Here is a 25,766-nt window from a genome sequence, read left to right as displayed (position 1 = left end):
AATCTAGACCTATTATTGTTCCCCTACATAAAAATACATTCTATTTTACTTTCACATGTATTATCATAATCAAAATTCACAGTTTTTTTATTCTCAACATTATAAATCTCTTTGTCAGAGGAATTTGCTTCAATAATGGCTTTTTATACTACATAATATAGATTTATTTATAAAGAATTACTTAACTTTTCCGATAAATATATTGAAAACCAAAAATGTATTATTATAGAAAAACTCAAATATAAAGGGGAAATATATTAAATGAAGAAAAGAAATCAACTTATTTCAAGCTTAATAGCAATAACAATTACTACAAGCATTACTACTACATGTGCTTATGCTAAAGATGAAAAAACTAATAATACAATTAATAATAATAATTGTATTGATTCGTCAAAGGAAAATTCTCTAGAATTAAATCAAGTTAAAGTTACCACTGGTGCGGCAGTTTTTATTGACGAAACAGAGAATAATAAAATAGATGAAACAGATGAAAAAAATGAAGAAGACGTTATAACAATTAAACATAGTGAACGAACTTTAGATGAATATTTAAAATCTAAAATACCTCAAAATAGCAGACGTGTAAAGAGATATTCTAGCTTTAGTCTTTTTGAAACTAATAAAGAAGAAATTAAAGAAAGAATTAAAAATGGACTTGAAAATTATGAAACGAATATTGACATAAAAACGCTTGTTGATCTAGATGATATACAAAACAATTCAAATAAAATTTTGGATTTATACTTTGATGTAATGTATGAAAATCCACAATTTTTCTATTCTAGTCCAACCTTTGTAAAGTTTGATAACTGTACATATAATCCATCTTCTAGAAAATTAAATTCATGTGATATAAAAATCACTTATGAATATAGTAATGATGTTATAGATCAAATGAGAGATCAACTAAATAATAGAATAAATACTATTAAACAAAAATATTTAAATAGTTGCTCAACAGACTTAGAAATAGAATACGCTATTCATGACTATATTACACAAAATTGTACTTATGATAAAGATAATTATGATAGAGGAACAATCCCAAATATTTCACATACATCATATGGAGCACTTGTTAATCAAGTGGCTGTTTGTGATGGATATTCAAAAGCTAATATGCTTTTATTAAATGAGTATGGTATTGAAGCAGGAATAGTCACAAATGATAGTCATGCTTGGAATTATGTAAATATAGATGGAAATTACTATCAAACTGATTTAACATGGGATGATCCTACTCCAGAAACTAATAAAATTATGTATAAAAATTTTAATTGTTCCGATAGTGTAATGCATAAAATACATCCATGGACATCTATAATCCCTGGAAATTGCACTGATACAATCTTCGATAATTTATTTAGAACAGTAAATGGAAGTAGCGTTAGTGAAAAAAGTTCTGTAAGAATTAAAGATAAATTATACTATTTATCTGGAACTGACTTATGGAAATGTGATTTAAATGGTGATCATAAAACTTTAGTTAAACAGAATATAACTGAAAATACTAATATGTTAAATTTAAATGCTCACAATAAAGATATATATTATTTATCTGGACTTGAGATTAAAAAAATTAATATAAATAATGGTCAAATAGAAACTTTTAAAAATTTACGTGATGAGTTTAATTTTACAAGCGGATCATATTCAGTACAATTTTACATAAAAGATAATAAACTAAATCTTACATTTGGCCAAAGCCAATCTGGTTATAATCTTAGATATTCAACTAAAAAGTATGAATTAAGTAGCATTGAAGAGGATGATATAGATCTAGAAACAAATAATTCAGATGAAAAACCTGAAGATACAATAAAACTTAATAAATCTAATTTACAAACACTATATAATAACAATAAATATAAGTTAAAAGGCAATTATACTGATGAAACTTGGTATGTATTTATAAATTCATTAAATCAAGCTAAAAACATATTAAATAGAGATAATATAACTCAAGATGAGGTTGATAATACACTAGCTAATTTACAAACATCCATAAATAATTTAAAAGAAAAGACTCATAATCTAATAAAAGCTAATAAATCTAACTTACAAGCACTATATAGCAATAATAAATATAAGTTAAAAGGCACTTATACTGATGAAACTTGGCGTTTATTCTTAAATTCGTTAAATCAAGCTAAATACATATTAAATAGAGATGATATAACTCAATCTGATGTTGATAATGCACTAGCTAATTTACAAACAGCCTTAAGTAATTTAAAAGAAAAAACTCCAGAGATAATAAATCCTATAAAACCAAATACTAATACTTCATCAGGTGGAAGTTCAAGCGGTGGTTCTAGTAGTAGCGACTCATCTGAAAACAAACTAGATATAAAAACTCAAAATAATATTTATAATACCACTAAAATTAATATTAATGATTCATCAAATTTAAATATAGTAAATGCAGTAAAAAATGTAGCAAAAACATTAATCGAAATCAATAATATTAGTAATACCAATAAAGAAGTCTCTTTAGATGAAATTTATCAAGTTAATAGCGAAGGTTTAAAAGGAACTATAGCAAATTTAAAATCAGATAACAACAAATTTATTTATATTACTTGTGAAGATACTATTAATGCTGCTCCACTTAATATAGATACAAGCAAACTAAATAGTAAAGATAAGTATCTTTATAAATTAGATACTATAACAAATAAATTAGTTCTAATAAACAATACTCAAGAAAATTCAATTGAAGTACAACTTAAAAACCAAGACAAATACATATTATCAAATACAGAAATGCAATCTTTAACAAATAACAATTGGAATAACATAAATAATAATTGGCTATATATTGAAAATGGACATGCAGTAACAGGCTGGATTAAAACATCAGATAATAAATGGTATCATATGAATAATAAAGGTATAATGCAAAAAGGTTGGATACAAGATAATAATAAATGGTATCACCTATCAAATAATGGTAATATGGATACTGGATGGTTTAACGATGCTAATGGTAAGTGGTATTATTTAAATTCAGATGGTTCAATGAAAACTGGATGGCTTAAGGATTATAATGGAAATTGGTACTACTTAAATCCAAATGGTTCACTAGCAGTAAATACTAGGATAAATGGATATTATATAGATCAAAATGGTTTATGGAATTAATAATTACATAATAAGTTATATATATTAAAATAGGTTATGCTTTAATTAAACTAGCAAAATAATGTGATAGTAGATAATTTTATCTACTATCACGAAACATCACCAAGCATTATAAATCCTCTATTTCCTTTTTCTATATTAACAATCTTGCTAAAAATCACATTTGCATCATATACTATTAAAGTTGGTGCAAAAAACTACTCTATTCTTTATTTATAAATCTCTTATTTTTATTAGTTTAAATATATTTTCATACATAACTTCACCTTAGTCCTCTATATTTTTAAGGATGTAACTTGAGATTTTACTTATAAACTAATATTTCATAAATGTTATATTGAAACTTGTGCCTATCCCTTTTTCACTTTTTACATCAATATAACCATTATGACCTTCAATAATACTCTTGGAAATTGCTAATCCTATTCCAACAGAATCACTTTTGTTAGAATGCTTTATCTTATGAAAACGTTTAAAAATATTCACAATTTCTTCTTGTTCAATACCTTCTCCAGTATCTTTAATAATAATCCTATAATAAGCAGGATTATTAATTAAACTTATATCTATAATTCCTTTAGGCTTAGTATGATCAATAGCATTTTTAACTATATTTGTGATAGCTTCCTGAATCCAAAGCTTATCATGAAGAAAATCTATAGAATCATTATTTATTAAATTTATCTCAAGCTCTTTTTCAGCAGCAAAAGATTTTAATGTGAAAACAACTTCTTCTATTGTTTTATTTAAGTTATGTTCCTTTTTATAAAATTCAATAGCACTTGCATCTAACTTAGCTAATTTCAATATACTATGTATTATCTCATTCATCTTACTAAGTTGTTTTCCATTGTCCTCAATAAAATTTTGTCTTTGTTCTTCCGTTAACTTCCTATTTAATAATATATCGTTATAAAGTAACATTGTTGAAAGTCTAGTTTTTAATTGATGTGAAATATTTTGAAGAACTTCTACCAGATATATTTTTTCCTTTTCAATAGTATTAATATTATTTCTTATAATACTACGTACCTTATTAAAAGCTATGGATAGTTTTGCAAAATCTCCTTCAGTATCTTCATTAATTAAAATGCTATATTCTTTATCCAATATTTTATTTGCTGCCAAAGTTAACTTTCTTATCTTATTAAAAAAATAACTAAATTGCAAATAATTAAAAACTAATAAGATTATTGCAAAAAAAACACTACTAAATATTATTCCAAAATTCTGAGTATAATTAGGGAATAAATCTCTGTTTAATTTACTGGTTATTCCATATTTTCTTAATAATTCAGCTCCCTTTAATTTTTCTTCTACTGTAATCTTCTTACTAACTAATGGAATCAAATCTTTTTCCATATTAGGTTCTAGTTCTACAGCTTTAGCAATAACACTGCCAACAACATCAATATATATCTGTTTTGTATTATTTGTGTAACTAAAATATATCACTCCTTGAATAGCTATAAATATAGTAAGCATTATAGTTAAAACAAGAGTGCTTTTTTTTATTTCTGAATTAATAAAAACTGATCTCATTATAATCCACTCCTAATCCTATCATTGAGTTTTTACTTCAATATTCCATCTATAACCAAGACCACGCTGAGTTAAAATATATCTAGGATTTTTAGGATCATCCTCAATTTTTTCTCTTAGACGTTTTATATATACAGATAAAGTATTTTCATCAAAAAAAGCTTCTTGTTCTTTAGATATACTTACTAAAATATCATCTCGTTTCATTGTTTTTAATGGGTTATTCATAAATAATATTAGTAATTTATATTCTAATGCAGTTAAATTTAAAATTTCATTATTCTTAAAAGCTTGAGTTTTTACTATGTTAACAACAATATCTTCACTTATAACTTTTTCATTAGCTCGTTCTTCTTGCATTGAACGCAGTTGAACCTTTATTCTTGCTTGCAATTCCCTAAAGCCAAAGGGCTTAGTTAAATAGTCGTTTCCTCCTATTTCTAAACCCATGACAATATTTACTTCATCATCTAGTGCAGTAAGAAATATTATCGGCACTTTAGATTTTAGCCTTACAAATTTACAAAAATCATATCCACTTCCATCTGGTAGGTTCACATCTAATAAAATTAAGTTGAAACTATTATTAAAAACTTCTTCAGCCTCATTCTGTGAAGTAACCTTTACTACTTCATAACCTTCATCCAACAATGAAAATTCTAACGCATATCCTAACGCTGAATCATCTTCTACCAATAGTATTTTTATCATATTAGAACCCCACCTTTATTTATTATTCTTCTTTAATTGCTTCAATTACATTATATTTTTCAATTTTTCTCATAGGAATTAATGTAGATAAATAACTTATTGCCATAGCTACTAAAATAGTTATTATGCTTAAACCTAAAGGCATCTTCCACTGCATTGAAACAACATCTGATAAAACATTAAATATACTATAGGATAAAGCACACCCAATAACTGATCCTATGACTCCACCAAAAATCCCATAAAACATTCCTTCATATCTAATCATTGTTTTTAAATCTTTTTGTGACATGCCTATTGATTTTAACATTGCAATTTCTTTTCGTCTTAAAGTTATATTCATTGTAATTGTATTAATAATATTTATACTACTTATTAATGCAATTACAGATATAAATCCATATACAAGTACTTGAATCATAATCATAGAGTTTTTTTGAGTATCATTAATATCCACATAATTAATTACACTGTAAGAAGAATTATTATTTAAAATATTATTTATTTCTGTAGTTGTTTTTAAATTTAAAGACTTATCCTTTAAGGAAACACTTAAATTTTGAACCTCTGGTGATTCAGCTAAAATATTTTCAGCTATCTGTTTTGATGTAATAAGTTCTAAAACATTTGGAGAATCATCTCGTTCAAAAATATCATCTTTAATAATACCCAGTATTTTAAATTTAAATTCTTTATTATCTTTAAAAATAACAATTTCATCATTAACCTTATAGTTAGTAAGCTTTCCAATGTAGAGTTTATTCGTATTATAATCTCTTGCTTTACCATTGTCTACAAGAATTATTCCATTTTCAGAATTTAATCTACTAATATCTATCTCTCCACTTAATATATATTGGTTAATTTTTTGCAATGCTTCTTCATCATATGACTTAACCTTTGTATCTAAAACCTTCTTATATTCATCTCCAACTTTTTGTTTTTGAAAAATATTTCCCGCTTCCTTAATTCTTTTCTCTAAAGGTATATCTATATAAGTATTTACATCCTTATACTTAATATAGGTTTTCTCTACATTGCTTAAACGTTGGATTTCTTTTGACAAATTATCAAATGTCAGTTCATTACTATTTAATTGTATATCCCTATCATCTGATGATTTTACAACATCTAAATCAAGAATTTTATAACTTTCACTTGGACTTTTAATTGTAAATACCTGATTCATAAGTGAAGTAAAAGTAATAAATAAAACAGAACTTACAACAATTGATAAAATCATTGTTTGACACCTAGATGGATTACGCCTTATATTTTTTATTGCCATTAACATCTTATAATTAAATATTCTCTTAAGTAATGGATATTTTCGTCTTTTAATGACTTCTTTTTTTATAATTACACGACTGCTTACAGCCACTAAAGGAGAAATATTACCCACAAAATGGGCAGGTATTAAACTTGATATATAAACTGCAAGAATTGTAATTATACTACTTATTATTAATACTCCCATATCAATAGTTACTAATGAAATTGGGCTACTTTCTTTTAAAAGTAATTTAAAGATAAAGTTTATGCTATATATAGCACCAATACTTATAACAAGACCTATTGGTATTGCAATAAAAAGGAGAACTGTAGCTTCTCTAAAAACAATGTTCTTGATTTGTTTTTTGGTAGCCCCTATACTTCTAAGAAGTCCAAATTGTTTTACCCTTTCTGCAACATTAATTTGAAAAGAATTATATATAACAATTATTGTTGCGCAAAGTACAATAGTAATTGCAATACCTGCTGCTACAATCAAATTCTTATTTGAGCCTAATTTATTTATTCTAATAAGAGGCTCATTACTTATTAAATTTTCCTTATTTGTTAAATTAGAAAGATTTTTTAAAGTTCCTTCAAAATCAGCCTTAGGGCTTATCTCTACCATTAATTGTCCATTTTTTGGTGAAGCACTAAAGGTTATTAATCTACAAATTTTTTCACGTTGATAGTACTCATCATTTTTCAGAAAGCCTACTATTTTATATTGATTTCCTTTAACATCTAAAGTATCTCCAATTTTCAACCCCTCTTTAATGTGATCCTTTCCCCATTCATCTATACAAATTTCACTATTATTTTGTGGCATACTCCCCTCTTTAATACTATATTTAAAGAATTCAGTAGCACCTTTATTCATAAAATATTCTTCTATTAAAATACTATTATACGGCACACGCTCACCTAAACTCATTATACCAAAACGTTCAACATTAGGGTTATTATCTATCTTTGATAAAATCTCATCTGTATATGTTTTATATGATAAATGAAATGAATATCCCATCTCATATTTAACATTCTCAACTTGAGATATTTCACCACTTTTAACAAATAGTCCAATAGTAGCAATAAGAGACAGTGATAAAATAATACCTATAAGAGTTAAAATAGTACGTTTCTTATTCTGCTTTAGATATCGTGTACTCATAATTTTATAATTATCTATCAAAACACCTCTCCCCCTTATCCTTTATTGCTACTTAAACTTCTATCTTCTATTATTGTTCCATCTTCTATTGTAATTACACGGTCAGCCATAGAGGCTATATTAGTATCATGAGTAATTAATATAAGAGTTTGATTAAACTTACGAGCAGTAAATTTAAGTAACTCAATAACCTCTCTTGTATTTTTTGAATCAAGATTTCCTGTAGGTTCATCTGCTAATATAATGCTTGGCTTATTAATAAGTGCACGACCTATCGATACTCTCTGTTGCTGCCCTCCTGATAATTCTGATGGTAGATGAGTTCTTCTATCTTGCAAATTAAGTATTTTTATAATCTCATCTAGATAGTCCTTATCAACTTTTTCATTATCTAAAATAACAGGTAACTCAATATTTTCCTCCACATCAAGAATAGGAATTAAATTGAAAAACTGAAAAATAAATCCCACTTTTCTTCTTCTAAATATAGATAGCTCCTCATCCTTATAATCAAAAATACTTTTTTCATCAATTATCACTTTTCCTGATGTTGGTCTATCTAAACCACCTAGCAAATGAAGCAAAGTGCTTTTTCCGGATCCTGATGCTCCTATGATAGCAACAAACTCTCCCTTATTTATAGAAAGATTTATATTTTTTAAAGCTTCAACCTTATTATCACCTTCACCATAAATTTTTGTTAAATTATCTACTCTTAAAATTTCCATATCTGCACCTTCTTAATCCTTTATTAAGGCATAATTTACATCTATATTATCTGAAACATCTGATAATTCATTTTTAATTTTTAATTGATCTTTCATATTTCTTAAATCTAAATTACTCTTTTTAAATCTTATAAGACTCATATCAACTTCTTTTCCTTCTATAGACTTATAAGTTTTATCATCCACTATTATACGCTCTGCCTCTTGTGGAAGATATCCAAACCAAGAATAACAACCATATTCAACTGGTATCTCTACCCCACTTACATCTATCTTATTTATTGATTTATAATAATCACTTCCCAAAATAATACTCTTATCTGAATCGATATTTGGCATCTCAGTAAGTAACTCAGTATGTATACCAGAATCTTCTGCATTTCTAATACGGAATAATTGATCTTTTATCATTTCTTTAACTGTACTTTTAGTTAGCAATATCTTTTTATTGGTCATGGTAATTTCTTCACCATTATCTGCAACTTCCTTTTTTTCCTCAACAATCTGCTTGAATTTATAATCCTTGGTATATTTAGTATTTCCCTTATAAAATTCCTTTGCTTGATTAACATCTTTACTATTTCCACTTACTAAAATTGCATTAATAGGCATTTTAGGTCCCTTTAAATAATACTGTAGCCCTTGTGAAGCTGATACAAAAATTGTACTTAAAACAATTCCTCCTATAATCCATTTACTTATTTTCTTCATAAACATCATCTCCTAAATTTTTTATTTTATCTATAATAATTTTTTTGTATTTAATATGTCTTAATTAAGCTTTTATTTCAAAATTACTTTCATCCCAACCAGCAAATACAACTAAAACAACTACCACCATTACATCTAATACTTTCTTCATAACATTTCCCCCTCCTTGTCTTATTGTTTACTATGTTACTTATTTTATTATTATTATCACTTTAAAACCATAACGCTAATCTTACAGTATTAAATCTAATCTTACTAATTAGTAAGATTAGATTTAATACTAAAAAATAGAGGGATAATCTATTACGATTTTCCCTCTATTTTTTAGTATTATTAATAATTTTTTGAATTTATCTATAAATATCTATAACATTTTTTGAATTTCCAAACTTTTTTCTAACTTCAGCGGCTGATAAAAAAACTCTTTTATAACTTTCATCAAATAAAGATTTGAATCTTTTAATATTATAATTAGTTGTATCTGTTAAAGATTGATTTCTTCCAATATTTTTAATACCAGCTGATTCTAATACAGGTTTTATAAGAGTTCTATATTCATTTATGGCTTTTTCAAAACTTTCTGTATTTGAATAATCTACATTTGCAAAAGTATTCATAATTTTTCGTGCATATTCTATATTAGTAGCACCTTGTATATTCTTCATAGAATAAAACTCATTATTATTATCTATAACTATAGATTTTTTAAATGTTTCATCTACTTTTTCTGGCACTGAATTTATAATATTTTCTATTCTTGCTGACATAGTATCATTAAGTAATTTTTGCTGATATACATTTAAATTTTTTTCTGCATAAGTACTTATCTTACCTTTAGCTATTCCCATTTCTGCATAATTTTCATAATCCAAACCACTTCCTACATTAACTAGAATAGAATTAGAATATTCCATAACTTTTGAAGAATTCATCAATTCTTTAAAGGTAAAATCTACTCCATTTACATTGAACTTAGTATTTAAATTTTCTATATCATTAGAAATACCCTTTGATGTATTTTCCTTCATCTCAGTAATAAGATTCTCTATTCCCTTTTTTAATGATTCTTTATCATTTTTTAAACTAGTGCTATCACTAAAATTTTTAGTTATTTTAGCCACAAAATTATTTACATAATAATCATAGCACTTTACATCTTTTTCTTGAGCTTTATAAGAAAACACATCAATATAATCTTTATCTAAATTTTCTCCATCAACCTTATAATAGCTAACCACATCAAAACTCTTACCATCTTTCCCTACACATTTTTCATTATCTATATCTTCACCAGGTATAAATATTATTCGATGTGGTTTAACGTTTTCTTCTTTAATATTGTTATTCTCAATATATAAAGCTTGACTTGTATCAAATTTAATTTGCATTAAATTTGTTGTACTATTAATTTGCATACTCCTAACCCCCTGTATAATAACTTAATTAGAACATATTATTTTTATACCTATTTATATGTCGTCTAATATTGTATTAACTTGAATTATATTCATTACATTCCATATAATACATATTGTATCATTAAGATAAAACATTTAGCATATACTGTTTACCATAATAATTATAAACATTAAATTGTCACTTATTAAATATTAAGATTTTTTTATCTGATTTCAATACTCTTATATATAATGAAAAAAAGCCACATCAAATGTGACTTAAGATATTTATTATAATTTCTTATTTAACTTAAACATACTCTTCTTTATATTATATTATATTTTCATTTCATTAACATCATCAGCTATTATTAAATCAGCATCAGTTATCTTTACTACTTCATCAACAGTTACACCTGGTGCCACTTCCATTAATACTAATCCTTTATCTGTAACCTTCATAACCGCTTTATCAGTAATTATAAGATCAACACACTTTTTAGCTGATAAAGGTAATGTGCATTTCTTTAGCACTTTTGAATTACCTTTTTTATCATTATGAGTTAAAGCAGCTATTACATATTTTGCTCCTACTAAAAGATCCATTGCACCTCCCATACCTGGTGCAAAAACTCCTGGTATCTTCCAATTTGCAATATTTCCTTCTTGATCAACCTCTAAAGCACCTAATGCAGTTATATCAACATGTCCACCTCTTATTATTGCAAAAGATAGATCCATTTCAAATGTTGATGCTCCTTTTAATAAAGTAATTGGGGCTCCACCAGAATTAGCTAAGTCTGGATCAGATTCACCTCTGCTTGGGGTTGCACCAAATTTCAATGCACCATTTTCACATTGAAGTATTATTTCCATTCCTTTTGGTAAATAGTTTGCAGCCATATTAGGTATACCAAATCCTAAATTAGCAACCATTCCTTCTTTAAACTCTTTTGCAATTCTTCTTGCAATTATCTCTTTACTATTCATGATTTATCACCCCTATTTCATTTTGTTAGTTCTTGTCCATAAATTTTCAAAATATTTTCTTCTATCTTCAAAAGAGTCTCCTTGAACTATTATATCTACCAATATTCCTGGAGTTCCAACAGTATCAGGTTTAATTTCACCAACTTCTACAATTTCATCTACTTCAGCTATAACTAAATCAGCTGCAAGTGCCATATTGGTATTTGTTCCTTTAGTTGTTCCTCTATATACGATATTACCAAGTTTATCAGCTTTATATCCTTTAATTAGTGCAACATCTGCCTTTATTGCTGGAAATACTAAATATTCCTTTCCCTCTATAGTAATTTTATCCCTTCCCTTTTCAATTTCAGTTCCAAGACCAGTTGGCGTTACAACTGCACCAAGTCCAGCTCCACCAGCTCTTATACATTCCACTATAGTTCCCATAGGTATAAATTCTACTTCTAATGTACCTGCATTGTATTGTTCTTGTATTTCAGGACAAGTTCCAATATGTGAACCTACAAACTTTTTAATTTGTTTATTTGCTACAAGCTTGCCAACATCATGAGTTTCTCCTGAATGAGCTGATACAGCTTGAATAAGTGTAAGATCCTTAACATTTGCCTCTGATAATGCATCTATCATATTTAATGGAGCACCTATTCCTAAAAAACCTGCTGTCATAATTTTCATTCCATCTTTAATATTTTCTACAGCTTCTTGTATTGTCTTAATCTTTGTCATTTCTCTATACACCTCCAAAATTTTATAAGCTAAGATTGATTATTTATTTTAAAATTCCTCTTCATATCTTAGAGATTTAACCCTTAAATTATTATTATTCTTATATAATAATTTTTATTCTAATTTCATCCAATAATCTCAAATAATTTATTATCTATCTCATATTTATGATTAATCTTAAATTTCTATTAGTTAATATAACTAATCCTTTCATTAGTAAAAACCTAATAAAAAATGCTGGATAAAATAGCTACTTTTATTCAGCCATCTTATCCAGCATATTTTAACACCAATTATGTTTAAGTTTATAATTTAGTATTTTATATATTTCACAAATTCTATTCCTTAACTTTTACTACACAATCTTTTCTATAAAATGAAATTTCGTATTTAATTATATTTTCATATCCTTACAATAATCAATTATATTACCTCTATTATATCCTAAAATATCTTATTATTAAACCAAAATCTAAGGTGGCAAAACACCACCTTAGAAATTTTTTATATTAGCAAATTTCTTATTAATAAAATACTCTTCTGTAAGTAAATCATCTCTAACAGAGTTAGTAAATCTAATATGATTTTTATAACTTTCACTTTTATCTTTTCTTATCCAAAAGGTATCTAAAAAACACATTCCCTTTGCTGCTAAAAACACTTCCCATTCATCCCAATATTCTAAATTATAGTATTCTAAATAACAATCTAAATTCATTCTATTATATGGTATTATTCTATCAACAATAAATTCTCTTATTACTTCACTTGGAACTTTTCTAATTTTTCTAGTAAATAGTCCATAAAATTCAGCAGGATACAAGCTAAGATCCTCAATCTCTTCATTTTTCTTAAAACTATATTCATCACATACTAAATCATAAGATAGATCTCCTAAATAATATTCTTCATTCATTAATTCTACAGTCTCTAATTTTGATTTTGGAATAAGCATCTCTTCGCCTCCTCAATTCTATGTTTAAGTAATTCTAATATAAATTCAACTCTTTTTTCACTAAGGTAATGTGCATATTTTATTATTACTCTCTCATAATCAATCTCTAAATTTAACGTATAATTTTTAACCAAGTCTAATTGTTTTCTATTACTTGTCTCAAAACATTTTGCATAGTCAGAATCCAGTATCAAATCTTCAAGATCCTCATTTTCTATTTCTTCATCATCTAAATGTGATCCTAATGCTAAACCATTATCATAAATTGGAGCAAATTTTACATTATCTCCATTAACTAAAAATCCAAAATTTTTCAAATGTCTATCTGTATTATTTACTATATAATCATATAAAATCATATTATTTAAATCTATTTCTACATTTTTAATATTACTTATAAGTTTATTATATAGATCATCTCTTGTTATTCCTAATATTCTCATTAATTTATTGGCACTATAAAATTTTTCTTTAGATTCATCATAAAACCATTTTGAGATTGATACTAATTCATCATCAACTTCTTCTAACGTATACTCAGCACAATTAATTCCCATTAAATTAGCTAACTCATAGCATATACATTCAGTTATAGGTTCTAATATAGAAGATTTGCTTTTTCCATCACCTCTACCTGACTTAACTAAATATTTCTGACCATCTACAATTTTTATATATTTTGTATATACCCCAAGAGAGGAACTATTTATAAAATTTCTTATATTGCTCTCTTCCATATCATAACTCCTTAAAATTTTATTTAATCCATCAATTATATTACCTCTATTATATCCAAAAATATCTTATTATTAAACCTAAAACCATAGAATGTGCTATATTACAATATTAAAAATCAAATACCTTAACTATCTCTTCTTTAAAACTGCACTAAAAATGCTAATAAAACTTAAACTTAATTAAGCTCTATTAGCATTTTTCTTAATTTATAATTATTAGTTCATCTTGGTTTTTAGGACACTTTTCAACTATTTGATTTAATACATCGTTAGTAAATACCATATATGCTTGTATTTCTTCTGCCTTTGACTTATTATATCTATATTCTTTAACTCATTCATATACAAACACTCTAATAAAACAAATCCTAGAATATATTTACGTAAACTAAAGCTCCTGCTATTGCTCCTAATATTGGTGCCACTACTGGTATCAAAGCATAACCCCAATCTGAAGTACCTTTATTTGGTACTGGTAATAAAAAGTGAGCAAGTCTTGGTGCTAAATCTCTAGCTGGGTTTATCGCATATCCTGTTGGACCACCTAAACATAATCCCATTGCTAATATTATTACTCCTATAGCTACTGGCTGAGTTCCATTTACAAATGGTTGAGCTGTTGCTCCCATTATTGCAAAAATTAATATAAATGTTCCTACAAACTCAGTTATAAAGTTAAATACAGGTTTTCTTATTTCTGGCGCTGTACAAAACACTCCTAATTTTGTAGCTTGATCTTCAGTTGCTTCAAAATGATTATAGTAAGAAATAAGAACTAGAGCTGCTCCTATAAATGCTCCTATAAGTTGTGCGGCTATATACATTGGAACATCTGCCCATACAAATTTTCCAACAGTCGCTAGTGCTATTGTAACTGCTGGATTAAAATGTGCTCCACTAATATTTCCAAACATATATACTGGAATTGCAACCGCTACAGCCCATCCACTTGATATAACCATCCATCCTGAGTTATAACCTTTTGTTTTCTTAAGTATTACGTTAGCTACAACTGCATCTCCTAATAATACTAATATTAAAGTTCCAAACATTTCTGCAAAAAATGTTGTCATGTTCATTATATTAGTCCTCCTACAATCTTATGTTTTTTATTAATTTATCTTATGAATTTATATAATTTCATTTAAAAAACCCCTTTAAAAGTAAAGGGGTTTTAATAATAGTTATGTATTAATCTACTTTTTTATTATCTTAAAATGCAGCTTTGAATATTTCAACTATATCTTTTTCATTTCCTTTTCTTGGGTTACTGAATGCATTTCCATCTTTTAATGCCATTTCAGCCATGTATTCGAAATCTTCTTCTTTTATTCCCATTTCTTTTAAGCTTGTAGGAATTCCGATATCAGTTGAAAGTCTGAACATAGCATCGATAGCTTTTTCTGCTGCTTCCATAACTGATAATCCTTGTATATTTTCTCCCATGAATTCTGCTATATCAGCAAATTTTTGTGGGTTTGATATTAAGTTGTATTTTTCAACGTGTGGAAGAAGCATAGCATTAGCTACTCCATGTGGCATATCATATAATCCACCTAATTGGTGAGCCATAGCATGAACATATCCTAAGTTAGCATTGTTGAATGCCATACCAGCTAATAATGAACCGTATGCCATGTTTTCTCTTGCTACTAAGTTTTCACCTAAAGCAACTGCTTGTCTTAAGTTGTTTGATATTAATTTTATTGCTTGTATAGCAGCAGCATCAGTTACAGGGTTTGCATCTTTTGATACATAAGCTTCGATAGCATGAGTTAATGCATCCATTCCTGTAGCAGCTGTTAAACCAGCAGGTTTTTTAACCATTAATTCTGGATCGTTGAATGAAGCTAATGGTAAGTTTCTCCAGCTAACTATAACATATTTAACTTTAGTTTTAGTGTTAGTTATAACACAGTGTCTTGTAACTTCACTTGCTGTTCCAGCTGTAGTGTTAACTGCAACTATTGGTGGAAGAGCATTTGTTAAAGTTTCTATTCCAGCATATTCATAAAGATCTCCTTCATGAGTAGCAACTATACCAATACCTTTACCACAGTCATGAGCACTTCCGCCTCCAACTGTAACTATCATATCACAGTTTTCATCTTTGAATATTTTTAATCCATCAGCAACGTTTGTATCTTTTGGATTTGGTTCAACTGCATCATAGTATGCAACTTCTATTCCAGCTTCTTGTAATGATTTAACAGTTAATTCTACTGCTCCACCTTCCATGTTTCTTAAGAATTTATCTGTTACTATTAGGGCTTTTTTTCCGCCTAATATTTGACATCTTTCTCCTACTAATTTTACACATCCAGCGCCCATAAAGTTAACGCTTGGTACTAAATAATCGTACATTCTCATTGTAAATTCCTCCTAATTAGTTAATTATATATTTAATCTTTTATATATTAATTTAAAATATATTTGCATTATTAATACTATAGATATTTAACTTTAAAATATCTTATATAAAACTATATTTTAGATGTCTTTTACTTATTAAAAGCATCTACTGCAGCTTGAGCTATAGCCATATCTTCTTCTACAGTTCCACCACTTACTCCAACAGCTCCTACAACTTTTCCATCAACTATTATTGGTAGTCCACCACCAAATGGAACGATTCTGCAATTGTTTGTAAGTTGAAGTCCATAAAGACTTTGACCAGGTTGTACACATTCAGCAATTCCATGGCTTCCTTGTTTTAAACATGCTGCTGTATAAGCTTTATTTATTGCTATATCAATGCTTGTTATGAAAGCATCTTCCATTCTGTGCATTAACATTAAGTTTGCTCCAGCATCTACTGCTGCAAAAATTACTGGTACATTTATGCTAGCTGCTTTTTCCTCAGCTGCTTTAGCCATTTCCTTAACTATTTCTAAGCTTAATTGTTTAATTTCATTTAACTTTTTCATATCTTCATCCTCCTAAACTATTTTTCTTCTTCATATCTAGCAAATGCAAATAAAACATCTGATAATCTATTTACATACATTTTAACCTGCTCACGCACATCTTCTTCTTTACAAAGTGTAGCAATTCTTCTTTCAGCTCTTCTAGCTACAGTTCTTGCTACATGTAAAGCTGCTGACATTTTATTTTTTCCTGGAGTTACAAATCCTTTAAAAGGTCCTGCAAGATTCATATATTTATCTATTAAAACTTCTAGTTTTTCTATATCTTCATCTGTTATTACTTCTTTTAAATATGTAAATCCCTGTTCATCGCTAGCAAGTTCTGCACCTAATACAAATAATTTTCTTTGTATTTCTTCAAGTGCATCTCTCTCTTCTTTATCTTCACTCTCAGCATAAGCCAATCCAATAAATGAAATAACTTCATCAATAGTTCCATATGCTTCAACTCTTAAACTATCCTTATCAACTCTGCTGCCACCATATAAAGCGGTAGTTCCTTTATCACCTGTTTTAGTATAAATCTTCATAATACAACTACTCCTTATACTTTACTTAAAAGCAATCCCCTTAACTAATCTTCCTGCATTAGCACCTAAAGCTCTTAATGCTTTATCGTCATCATCAAGACTAATAGTAAACAACGGTTTATCTTTTTTTAGTTTATTTAAAGTCAATGTTACTTTTCCACTGTTATCAATTCCTATACCTACTGCTAATTTTGAATCTTGTGAAGCCATATAACTTAAATCTTCTGAATTTAAAGAGTCTTCTTTGCTTAATACCTTACAAGGTATTCCTTCTTCTTCTAATCCCCATAAAATTTCATTGAATTTAGTTAAATCTTCTAAATTTGAAGAATGATAAAGACATATGGTTGGCTTGTCATATTCAAAATGTCTCATCACCATTACTTACCTTCTCCATTTCCATCATAAGCTAATACAAGTCCTGTAGCTACAGCATTTCTTGGTCCTTCTGAACCTCTTATATTTCCTCTTCCAGCTACTACTCCATATTGTGATAAAGCATTTGTTACCAATTGAGGAACTTCAAAATCTAACGAAGATCCACCTACTAATACAACAAATTCAATGTCTCTTATACTTCCTGTAGGTGATACTATTCTTAATGCTCTTAGGCAGTTAGTTACAAATACCTTTTCTTTAGCACATTTTCTTATATTTTTAATCTTTTCTAAAGAATTTTGTCCATCTATTGGAACAAGCATTCCATCTTTTAAGATTACAACCTTAGCAAAAACTTCTGGATCTAATGGCTGTTCAAAAAACTCTACTGTCCCATCTTCATGTCTTATATGAAATAAACTTTCCACCTTTGCTAATGGATACTTTTTAATATCTTCTGCTAAACTGAAAGCCTCTAATCCAAGTTCTGACTTTATAAGCATAGTTACCATGTTACCTGCTCCAGCTAAATGGATTGAACAAATTTCTCCTTGCTTATTTATTATTGATGCATCAGTAGATCCCGCTCCCATATCTAAGATTGCAAGTGGTGTACTACTTCCTGGAGTTGTTAATGCTCCTCTTATAGCCATATCAGCTTCTACTCCACCAACTTCAACAGGAACATTTAATTGTTCTTGTAATTTATCTGCAATCATCTGCATTTGAAGTTTATCAGCTTTAACCATAGCTGCTATTCCTACTGCATTTTCCATTGAGAATTCTGCTGCAAGTCCACCTTTTACCATTTGAGGTATAAATGTATCAACTGCTAATAAATCTTGAATTGTGATATCTGATATTTTTTGCTTTGTAAGATTTGCCATTACTTGTCTTACTCTTTCTAGCATTCCGCCAGCATTTGTACCAGATTCACCCTTAACATCTTGAATTGGAACACATAAATTAACTGCATCCATTATCTTTTCTGCACCATGTTCTACATCTACAACTTCTTTTCTTTTTAATCCATTTATATGGATTTTACCTGCAGGTATACTTTTTTCTTGAACATCACCTTTAGGTGTTTTAATTACTACTGCAGACCTATTTCCTATTAAAGCTCTAGATATTGGTACTATCATTTTTGTTTCTTCTGATGTTAAGTTAAAAACTGTAGCAATACCATATGGATTAGATAAAGTTTCAACAACATCACCTTGTGCAGCTACTTCTACTGCTGCTTTCATTCCTACTGGAACTTTTTCTAGAAGTGTTACTTCATCCACTATAGGGATTTTCTTTTCTAATCTATTATTAATTAGAACTCCATCATCTCTTTGAACTATCGCTGAAGTTATATTTATTCCTCTTTGAGTTGCAGCATTAATTCTAGCTGCAGCCTCTAAGAAGTTAACTCTACTTAAAATTAACGGAATAAATTGATTTTCTTCAATCTTATCTATGTCTAAGTTGTCTAAGTCTTCAATATATATAGTTTTTCCTATTCCAGTACCTACACCACCTGGAGTAGATGGATTATGTCCAATCATTGTTGATTCCGTTATTATAGTCTCAGTTATAGTTTCCATAGCAACATCACCTATAACTGGTGCTGCTTCATTTATTCTAACCAAGTTCAAATCTTTAAGTTCTAAATTTACTTTTTTTAAAGCTCCTTTTAAAGAGGAAAATACTCCATCTATGTTTTCTTCAGTGCCTTTTATTCCCGTTGTTGGAACTATACCACTTGAAAGAAACTTTATTTTTCCATTTTCAACTTTTGATAATGCTACTTCCGTTGTAGCATTACCAATGTCTACACCTGCAATTATTTTCATTAACTTTCCTCCTTAATTCAAAGCTAATAATTACTCTTGTCTTAACTTTTGTCTTTTTTCATAAACTTCAATAGCTTCTCTTACAAAATCTGCATTAACTTTTGCGCCATAAACTGTTTCAAGTTCTTCAGCAATTGCTAAAAGTTCTTCTTTTGTTGAACGATATGGTCTTAATGCATTGTATATTTCAAGAATTCTATCATCTGGAACCTTTATAAGTTCTGCCGCTCTTCTAAAATTTCTAGCTATAGCATCTCTTTTCATACCTTCAGCAATTTGAGCTTGCATTTCTAAAGTTTCTGGTGATATTCTAACATCTTCTGGTTTAATATCTCCCTTTAATACATTCTCTAAAGTTATATCTTGTAGATTTTTTCCTGTTGGTGTCTTTATACTTTCAGGTCTTTTTGTAGCCAAAGGATAATCTTGTGGATTCATTTTTCTTTGTTCCATAAAAGTTATTCTCCCTTCAAATTAAAATTTAACTTCAATTTCTATTGGTTTTGCTCCAATTTCTACATGCTTAGTTTCTTTTATGTGGAATAGTGCTGCTATTGCCATAAACTTAGGTCTAACCATTTGATCGTTCTTTGTTGGAACTGGTGTTGGTGATTCTCCCTTAGCATATTTTGCTGCATTCTTTCCTATTAATCTATAAGTCTCTAATGTTAATAGTGGTGCTTGTGGGAATAATTCTAAATTATTTAAAGGAAGTAAGTCTTTTTGATGAATAACTGTTGTTCCTTTTGATTGTATTCCTATTCCTATTCCTGATCCGCTTAACTTAGCTGCATCATTTGATATAAATGAAACGTCAGATGTTCTTACTACTCTAACAACACGAGCCTTTAATCCTTCTTCTTCTATTCCTGCTATAATTTCTGTTAATATATCGCTGTGTGATATGTTAACTAATGTTTTACTTTGAAACTTAAGGAAAGCTGGTGCTAATCCTATAACAACTTCATCTACCTTAGTTCCAACTTTTGCTTCTCCTACTTCAGTAAGCTGAAGCTTTGGTATAACATATTGATTTGTTGTATTTTCCATATTGCTCACCTCTACCCTTACTCTATATCTTCTGGTTTTATTACATTAGGGATGTTCTTTATTTCTTCCCATCTCTCTTCACTAATTCTATAACCAGTTCCAGGACCCATATAATCATTTTTATCATTAACTGCACTTATAACATCAAAATCATTATCTAATATAGCTGATGTTTGTAAGTAGTCTCCAGTTACTCTTTGCTTAAGCATGTTTAATATGTTGCTTGCAACATCATCAAATCCACCAGTGCTTAATGCTTTAACTATATCTAATCCATTTACTCTCTTCTTAAGCATTTCTTCTGCTGCTTTTAAGTCTTCAACTATGTTTCTTTCAGGCATATCCTTACTTCCATGAGCATAAGTTGCTGCTTCAACTTCTTCATCAGTTATCGCTGGGAAACCTAATTCTCTAAATACTACTTGTATTGCTTTTGCTGCTTTATTTCTAATTGCAATTGTTTCTTCTTCTGATACTGGTCTTAATCCACCATCTACCATTAAATCTCTTTGAAGAACATTGTAATCATCAAAATCTTCAGCATCAAAGTTTGAACCTGCAAACATGTTATCGTAGTTTGGAACTGCACTATATCCTGAGAATATGAAATCTGTTCCTGGTAGCATTTGCATTAATGTTCTTGCTGTTCTTCTTATATCTGAATGTGAGAAAGTTTGATCATTTGCTGATGCAACTTCTATATCAAGCATTGCTGCTATTAAGTTTTCAGCTAATACCGCTCTTATTCCTGATGGAACTGCTCCTGTCATACCTATACAACTAACTGCACCATTTTGAAGTCCTTGAACTCCAGCCCCTTTAGTTATATATATACATCTTGACTCTAGGTAAAGCATTGATTTTCCTTCTGAATATCCCATTAATGCTTCTGAACCTGTACCTGATGTATATCTCATTTTTAGACCTCTTGAAGCATAAGCTGATGCTAAAAACGCCTTTGACCATGGAGTATCATCTCCATCTGTAAATACTGCTTCAGTTCCGTATACTGAAACTGTTTCTGCATAACTTGTAAGTCCTCTCATACCAAGATCAAGTTCTGTAGCTTCTTCAACTGAACATTGAGTTAAAACTCCTCCACGCCCTACTTGAGAACCTATTAGTATTGCTAATGCATTAAATGGAGCATATCTAACTATACCAACTGTAGTTTCTTGTTCTGAAAAACCTCTTATTCCTGCTTCTGCTGCATCTGCTGCAATTTGAACTGGATTATCTTTTAAATTTGTAACGTGACATTGATTTGAAGGTGTTTTTCTTGCTCTCATTTTTTGAAGAGCCATCATCATTTCAACAACATTCATGTGTGACATAACTTCTACTACCTTAGCTGGTGTTATAGATGTTGTTATATCAACTATCTCATCTCTACTAACATTTATATCTACAAGTTTTCTTGCTATTTCTACTGAATCTAAACTCATAGCGTTTTCTGCATTTTCTAAATTGATTGCATAGTCAGCTATAAATCTATCTATCATATCAAAGTCTTCTCTTTTTTTGTTATCTAACTCTACTACTTTTCCATTTTCAATTTTTATTGAAGATTTTGGATCATTAGCGCTGTTCATCGCTATTAACCCCTCTTCTGGCCATTCTCCAATAAGACCATCTTGATTTACAGGACGTTTTGCTAAAACCTGGAATCTTTTTGATTTCACTTATATTTCCTCCCTTTAACATAACTTTGTAAAAATTATATTTAAACTTTGTTATTTTTTTATCGATGTGATGTTTAGATTATAATATACATCCACCTAAATTCCATCACAAATTCTTGCTTTGTTCTTGAACTTTATTGTTTGATTTTCATGAGTACTAATTGGACTTTTTTGTCTATCTTGTTAAAAATAATCCTATAGAATAAAATTTAAAGTTTATTCCAACAAAAAAAACATCTTTTTAAACTTTAAAAAGATGTTTTTGTGCAAAAATATAATAAAATCACCTACTTTACATAATTTGATAAAGTGGCCTTATATAAAATTATTGGACTTTATGTACTTCTCTATACTTTTTAGGTGTAAGCCCTTGTGATTTTTTAAATACTCTTATAAAATACCCGCAATCATCAAATCCTAAATCTAAAGCTACATTAAGCACTGGTATATCTGTATTTTCAAGCAATTCTTTCGCCCTATTTATTTTTGTCTCATTAACATATGAAATAAAAGTAACTCCAAGAGATTTCTTAAATACTCTACTAAAATAGCAAGGACTTAAGTTGCACATAGATGCCATTTTTTCTAAACTCACATTTTCTCCAATGTTATCCTGTATATACTCTATAGCTGCTTTAATAGGCAATTCCTTGCTCTCACTTACTGATTTTTCTATACAATCATCTTTGTTAATTTTTAAATTAACAAAGATATTATTTATAACACCTATTAATTCACTTGGTTTTATTGGTTTTAAAATATAATCATCTACTCCTAGCACTAATGCTTTACGTACTAATTCAAAATCATCATAAGCTGTTATCATTATAATAATCTTATTTTTGTTTTGTTCTTTTATAATTTGTGATGCTTTTATTCCATCTATTCCAGGCATTTTAACATCCATTATTATAACATCGGGATTAAATTTCCTATCTAATTCTATAGCTTCTCTTCCATTACAAGCTTCCGCTATAACTCTTCCGCAATCTGAGTTATTTATAATCATTCCTAAAGCTTGTCTTTCTAAAATTTCATCATCAACAATCATTATTTTAAGCATTTATTCAACTCCTAGCTAAACTTCTTTCTTAATAGTTATTTTTACTAAAGTTCCTATTCTTATTTTGCTAGTTATTTCTATTTTATATTCGTCTCCATAATAATAAGCCATTCTTTTATTTGCATTATTTATTCCTATTTTATCTAAATTATTATCATCTCTTATTTGTAGTTCTTCTTGCATTAAATTAAGTTGCTCTTTAGGTATACCTGTACCATTATCTTCAATATGTACTATTACATAATCCTCTGCATCTTCTACAAAAATTTTTATATAACCACTTTCTTCTTTTGTCTCAAGTCCATGTACAACAGAATTTTCTACAAAAGTTTGAATAACCATAAAAGGTACTCTTATATATTTAAATTGTTTGTCAATATTAATTTCATAATTTAATCTATCTGAAAATCTTACCTTTTGAAGATTTAAATATGAATTTATATAGTCAAACTCTTCTTCTAAACTAACAATTTTATTTACCTTTTTCAATGTATATCTTAGCATATTAGATAAATTATATATAACCTCTTGAGTTTTAGGTGCATTTTCAACTATAGCTAAAGATGATATGCTATTTAATACATTAAATAAAAAATGTGGATTTATCTGAGATTGAAGTGCTTTTAATTGAGATGCCTTATATTCTTTTTCTAACTCTGCTTGCACTTTTTTAGTTTCTGCAAATTTGACTTTTTTTTCATCTAGTTCTCTTTGAACTATTTTTGATATAGCTTCTTCTACGATATAGTTACTTATGTGAAACATCATTTGTGCCACTGCCTGTATTCTTTTAAAACTAACTACAGGCAAATTATTATAAGCTTTTAACAGTTTTTCTTTTTCCTCTTTCTTTAAATCATCAAAATCATTTTCTACATTTACTATTTTCTCTAATTCAACATTTGAATGCTCTTCCATTAACACTTGACCTGCCATTACTGAGCCTAAGTACTGACCATTAACTATTATAGGAGTAGCAAAATCTATTAATCCCTTATGACATATATATATATATGGCTTTTCTAATCTAGCCGCTTCTAAACCACCACGTGAATCACAACGTTCACACAACTGAGAATATGATTCACTTTCCCTCATAAGCTTACAGAATTCACTACATCTACTATGCTTAGTTGCTAACTTTCCCATATAATCAACAGTTATTATAGACATTTCTGTAGCATCTGATATATCATCTTGTATTTTCTGAAAAGCATTTATATCAATAGCATCTTTTAAATGTAATGTTTTTTTCATATTTTCATCTTCTTTCTTTTATATCTCATGTGCATTATTGCAATAATTTTTTAATGATTTTATTTAATTTTATTATATTATTTTTCATATGTAAATTGTAAATTTTAATTATCAATCTATAATTCGAGTATTTTTGTCTTAAATCTACACATTTTATCCTTTGCAAATCCTTAATTAAATTCATATGAATTTCTTTATTTTTCTTAAAACTATATCCATCTCATACCAAATAATAAGATGAATTTCCTAAATAATATAAACCCCAAAAATAAATTAAAAATGCTAATAAAACTTAAAACTAATTAAGCTCTATTAGCATTTTTTTAATCTATTCACTATTTTACAAGTTCTTTACTTTAAATATAACTTTTATTCCTTAACTTTTATTACACAATCTTTTCTATAAAATGAAATTCCGTATTTAATTATATTTTCATATCCTTCTTCTTTAAGTTCTTCCTCATAATTTTTCTCATCAATTTGTGCTAATGCTTCATCACATTTCTTAAAAATATCTTTAGGTTTATCACATACCTTAAGTTCTAAAATTACACATGGTTCAAATATTGAAAGTGATTTTATAAAAATATCACTCCTGCCATCTCCAGCTTCTCTGTTAGACTTTACTAAAAAGTCATGCATGTTAGCCAATACTCCTAAAGTAAATCCATGATAAAAATTTTCATAAGCATCATTAAAACTTATAGTTTGTCTAAGCATTAAATTTAATTCTTTTTGAAAAGTTTCAACATCTTTATTAAATATAGCCTTATACATTTTAGATAAATCCTTTACCTTAACCTTATCATGAAACCATTTTAGAATCTTATTCTTAAAAATATATTTAACTTCTTTATTAGGTATTTTTAAACTTATATAATGATTGTCTTCTTCATCCATTCTTTCACCAACTTTTTTAAAGTACCCAGTAAAGAACATGAAATTCCA

Annotated in this window: 23 protein-coding genes and 1 pseudogene; 1 reads left to right on the top strand and 23 read right to left on the bottom strand. The window is 28.1% G+C overall.

Annotated elements, in window-relative coordinates:
* Positions 1–261: 261 nt before the first annotated feature.
* Complete coding sequence (locus KYD98_RS16040; protein WP_219781062.1) at positions 262–3,147, top strand: transglutaminase domain-containing protein; 2,886 nt, start codon at positions 262–264, stop codon at positions 3,145–3,147.
* Between the two features lie 315 nt (positions 3,148–3,462).
* Here KYD98_RS16040 and KYD98_RS16035 read toward each other — a convergent pair whose 3' ends face one another.
* The 23 genes and pseudogenes from KYD98_RS16035 to KYD98_RS15925 form a co-directional block, all read right to left on the bottom strand.
* Positions 3,463–4,689: a sensor histidine kinase gene (locus KYD98_RS16035; RefSeq protein WP_258049880.1), complete on the bottom strand. Its 1,227-nt coding sequence runs from the start codon at positions 4,687–4,689 to the stop codon at positions 3,463–3,465.
* Between the two features lie 21 nt (positions 4,690–4,710).
* Positions 4,711–5,400 (bottom strand): response regulator transcription factor, encoded by a 690-nt coding sequence (locus KYD98_RS16030; protein ID WP_219781061.1) that lies wholly within the window; start codon positions 5,398–5,400, stop codon positions 4,711–4,713.
* Between the two features lie 22 nt (positions 5,401–5,422).
* On the bottom strand, positions 5,423–7,864 hold the full coding sequence (locus KYD98_RS16025; RefSeq protein ID WP_219781060.1) for an ABC transporter permease: 2,442 nt from the start codon (positions 7,862–7,864) through the stop codon (positions 5,423–5,425).
* A gap of 14 nt (positions 7,865–7,878) precedes the next feature.
* Complete coding sequence (locus KYD98_RS16020; RefSeq protein ID WP_219781059.1) at positions 7,879–8,571, bottom strand: ABC transporter ATP-binding protein; 693 nt, start codon at positions 8,569–8,571, stop codon at positions 7,879–7,881.
* Positions 8,572–8,583: 12 nt separating this feature from the next.
* Positions 8,584–9,282, bottom strand: coding sequence for a lipoprotein BA_5634 family protein (locus KYD98_RS16015; RefSeq protein WP_219781058.1), 699 nt, complete (start codon positions 9,280–9,282; stop codon positions 8,584–8,586).
* 350 nt (positions 9,283–9,632) lie between these two features.
* A complete protein-coding gene (locus KYD98_RS16010) occupies positions 9,633–10,697 on the bottom strand; it encodes a hypothetical protein (RefSeq protein WP_219781057.1) in 1,065 nt (354 codons plus the stop codon).
* A 318-nt stretch (positions 10,698–11,015) separates the two neighbouring features.
* Positions 11,016–11,669, bottom strand: coding sequence for a 3-oxoacid CoA-transferase subunit B (locus tag KYD98_RS16005; protein WP_219781056.1), 654 nt, complete (start codon positions 11,667–11,669; stop codon positions 11,016–11,018).
* Between the two features lie 12 nt (positions 11,670–11,681).
* Positions 11,682–12,398: a CoA transferase subunit A gene (locus KYD98_RS16000; RefSeq protein ID WP_219781055.1), complete on the bottom strand. Its 717-nt coding sequence runs from the start codon at positions 12,396–12,398 to the stop codon at positions 11,682–11,684.
* A 493-nt stretch (positions 12,399–12,891) separates the two neighbouring features.
* Positions 12,892–13,353 carry a hypothetical protein gene (locus KYD98_RS15995; RefSeq protein WP_219781054.1) on the bottom strand — a complete coding sequence of 154 codons (462 nt, stop codon included), beginning with the start codon at positions 13,351–13,353 and terminating at the stop codon, positions 12,892–12,894.
* Entirely contained in the window at positions 13,329–14,090 is a 762-nt protein-coding gene (locus tag KYD98_RS15990; RefSeq protein ID WP_219781053.1) for a HipA family kinase, read from the bottom strand. The genes KYD98_RS15995 and KYD98_RS15990 overlap by 25 nt, the downstream gene beginning before the upstream one ends.
* A gap of 202 nt (positions 14,091–14,292) precedes the next feature.
* Positions 14,293–14,409, bottom strand: a pseudogene (locus KYD98_RS18520) (HRDC domain-containing protein); the annotation flags it as partial.
* Between the two features lie 49 nt (positions 14,410–14,458).
* Entirely contained in the window at positions 14,459–15,169 is a 711-nt protein-coding gene (locus KYD98_RS15980; protein WP_219781052.1) for an MIP/aquaporin family protein, read from the bottom strand.
* A gap of 133 nt (positions 15,170–15,302) precedes the next feature.
* Entirely contained in the window at positions 15,303–16,460 is a 1,158-nt protein-coding gene (locus KYD98_RS15975) for an iron-containing alcohol dehydrogenase (protein ID WP_219781051.1), read from the bottom strand.
* 131 nt (positions 16,461–16,591) lie between these two features.
* Positions 16,592–17,017 (bottom strand): GlcG/HbpS family heme-binding protein, encoded by a 426-nt coding sequence (locus tag KYD98_RS15970; RefSeq protein WP_219781050.1) that lies wholly within the window; start codon positions 17,015–17,017, stop codon positions 16,592–16,594.
* A 17-nt stretch (positions 17,018–17,034) separates the two neighbouring features.
* Positions 17,035–17,547: a cob(I)yrinic acid a,c-diamide adenosyltransferase gene (locus KYD98_RS15965; protein WP_219781049.1), complete on the bottom strand. Its 513-nt coding sequence runs from the start codon at positions 17,545–17,547 to the stop codon at positions 17,035–17,037.
* Positions 17,548–17,568: 21 nt separating this feature from the next.
* The gene (locus KYD98_RS15960; RefSeq protein WP_219781048.1) at positions 17,569–17,928 is read right to left on the bottom strand and encodes a glycerol dehydratase reactivase beta/small subunit family protein; all 360 of its coding nucleotides are present in this window, start codon (positions 17,926–17,928) and stop codon (positions 17,569–17,571) included.
* The gene (locus tag KYD98_RS15955) at positions 17,928–19,766 is read right to left on the bottom strand and encodes a diol dehydratase reactivase subunit alpha (protein WP_219781047.1); all 1,839 of its coding nucleotides are present in this window, start codon (positions 19,764–19,766) and stop codon (positions 17,928–17,930) included. Before KYD98_RS15955 ends, KYD98_RS15960 begins: the two co-directional genes overlap by 1 nt.
* A 30-nt stretch (positions 19,767–19,796) precedes the next feature.
* Complete coding sequence (locus tag KYD98_RS15950) at positions 19,797–20,219, bottom strand: diol dehydratase small subunit (RefSeq protein WP_219781046.1); 423 nt, start codon at positions 20,217–20,219, stop codon at positions 19,797–19,799.
* Between the two features lie 21 nt (positions 20,220–20,240).
* Entirely contained in the window at positions 20,241–20,816 is a 576-nt protein-coding gene (locus KYD98_RS15945; protein ID WP_219781045.1) for a propanediol/glycerol family dehydratase medium subunit, read from the bottom strand.
* Between the two features lie 17 nt (positions 20,817–20,833).
* The gene (locus KYD98_RS15940) at positions 20,834–22,498 is read right to left on the bottom strand and encodes a propanediol/glycerol family dehydratase large subunit (RefSeq protein WP_219781044.1); all 1,665 of its coding nucleotides are present in this window, start codon (positions 22,496–22,498) and stop codon (positions 20,834–20,836) included.
* A gap of 325 nt (positions 22,499–22,823) precedes the next feature.
* Positions 22,824–23,561, bottom strand: a complete 738-nt coding sequence (locus tag KYD98_RS15935) for a response regulator transcription factor (RefSeq protein ID WP_219781043.1) — start codon at positions 23,559–23,561, stop codon at positions 22,824–22,826.
* A gap of 15 nt (positions 23,562–23,576) precedes the next feature.
* Positions 23,577–24,818, bottom strand: a complete 1,242-nt coding sequence (locus tag KYD98_RS15930) for a sensor histidine kinase (RefSeq protein WP_219781042.1) — start codon at positions 24,816–24,818, stop codon at positions 23,577–23,579.
* A 369-nt stretch (positions 24,819–25,187) separates the two neighbouring features.
* Positions 25,188–25,766 (bottom strand): PD-(D/E)XK nuclease domain-containing protein (locus KYD98_RS15925; protein WP_219781041.1); only part of this gene is annotated, 579 nt, incomplete at its 5' end.

This window comes from Clostridium weizhouense, assembly GCF_019431045.1.
Classification (GTDB): domain Bacteria; phylum Bacillota; class Clostridia; order Clostridiales; family Clostridiaceae; genus Clostridium; species Clostridium weizhouense.
Note: the sequence above shows the minus strand (reverse complement) of the source record. Positions and strands in the feature narration are given on the sequence as shown.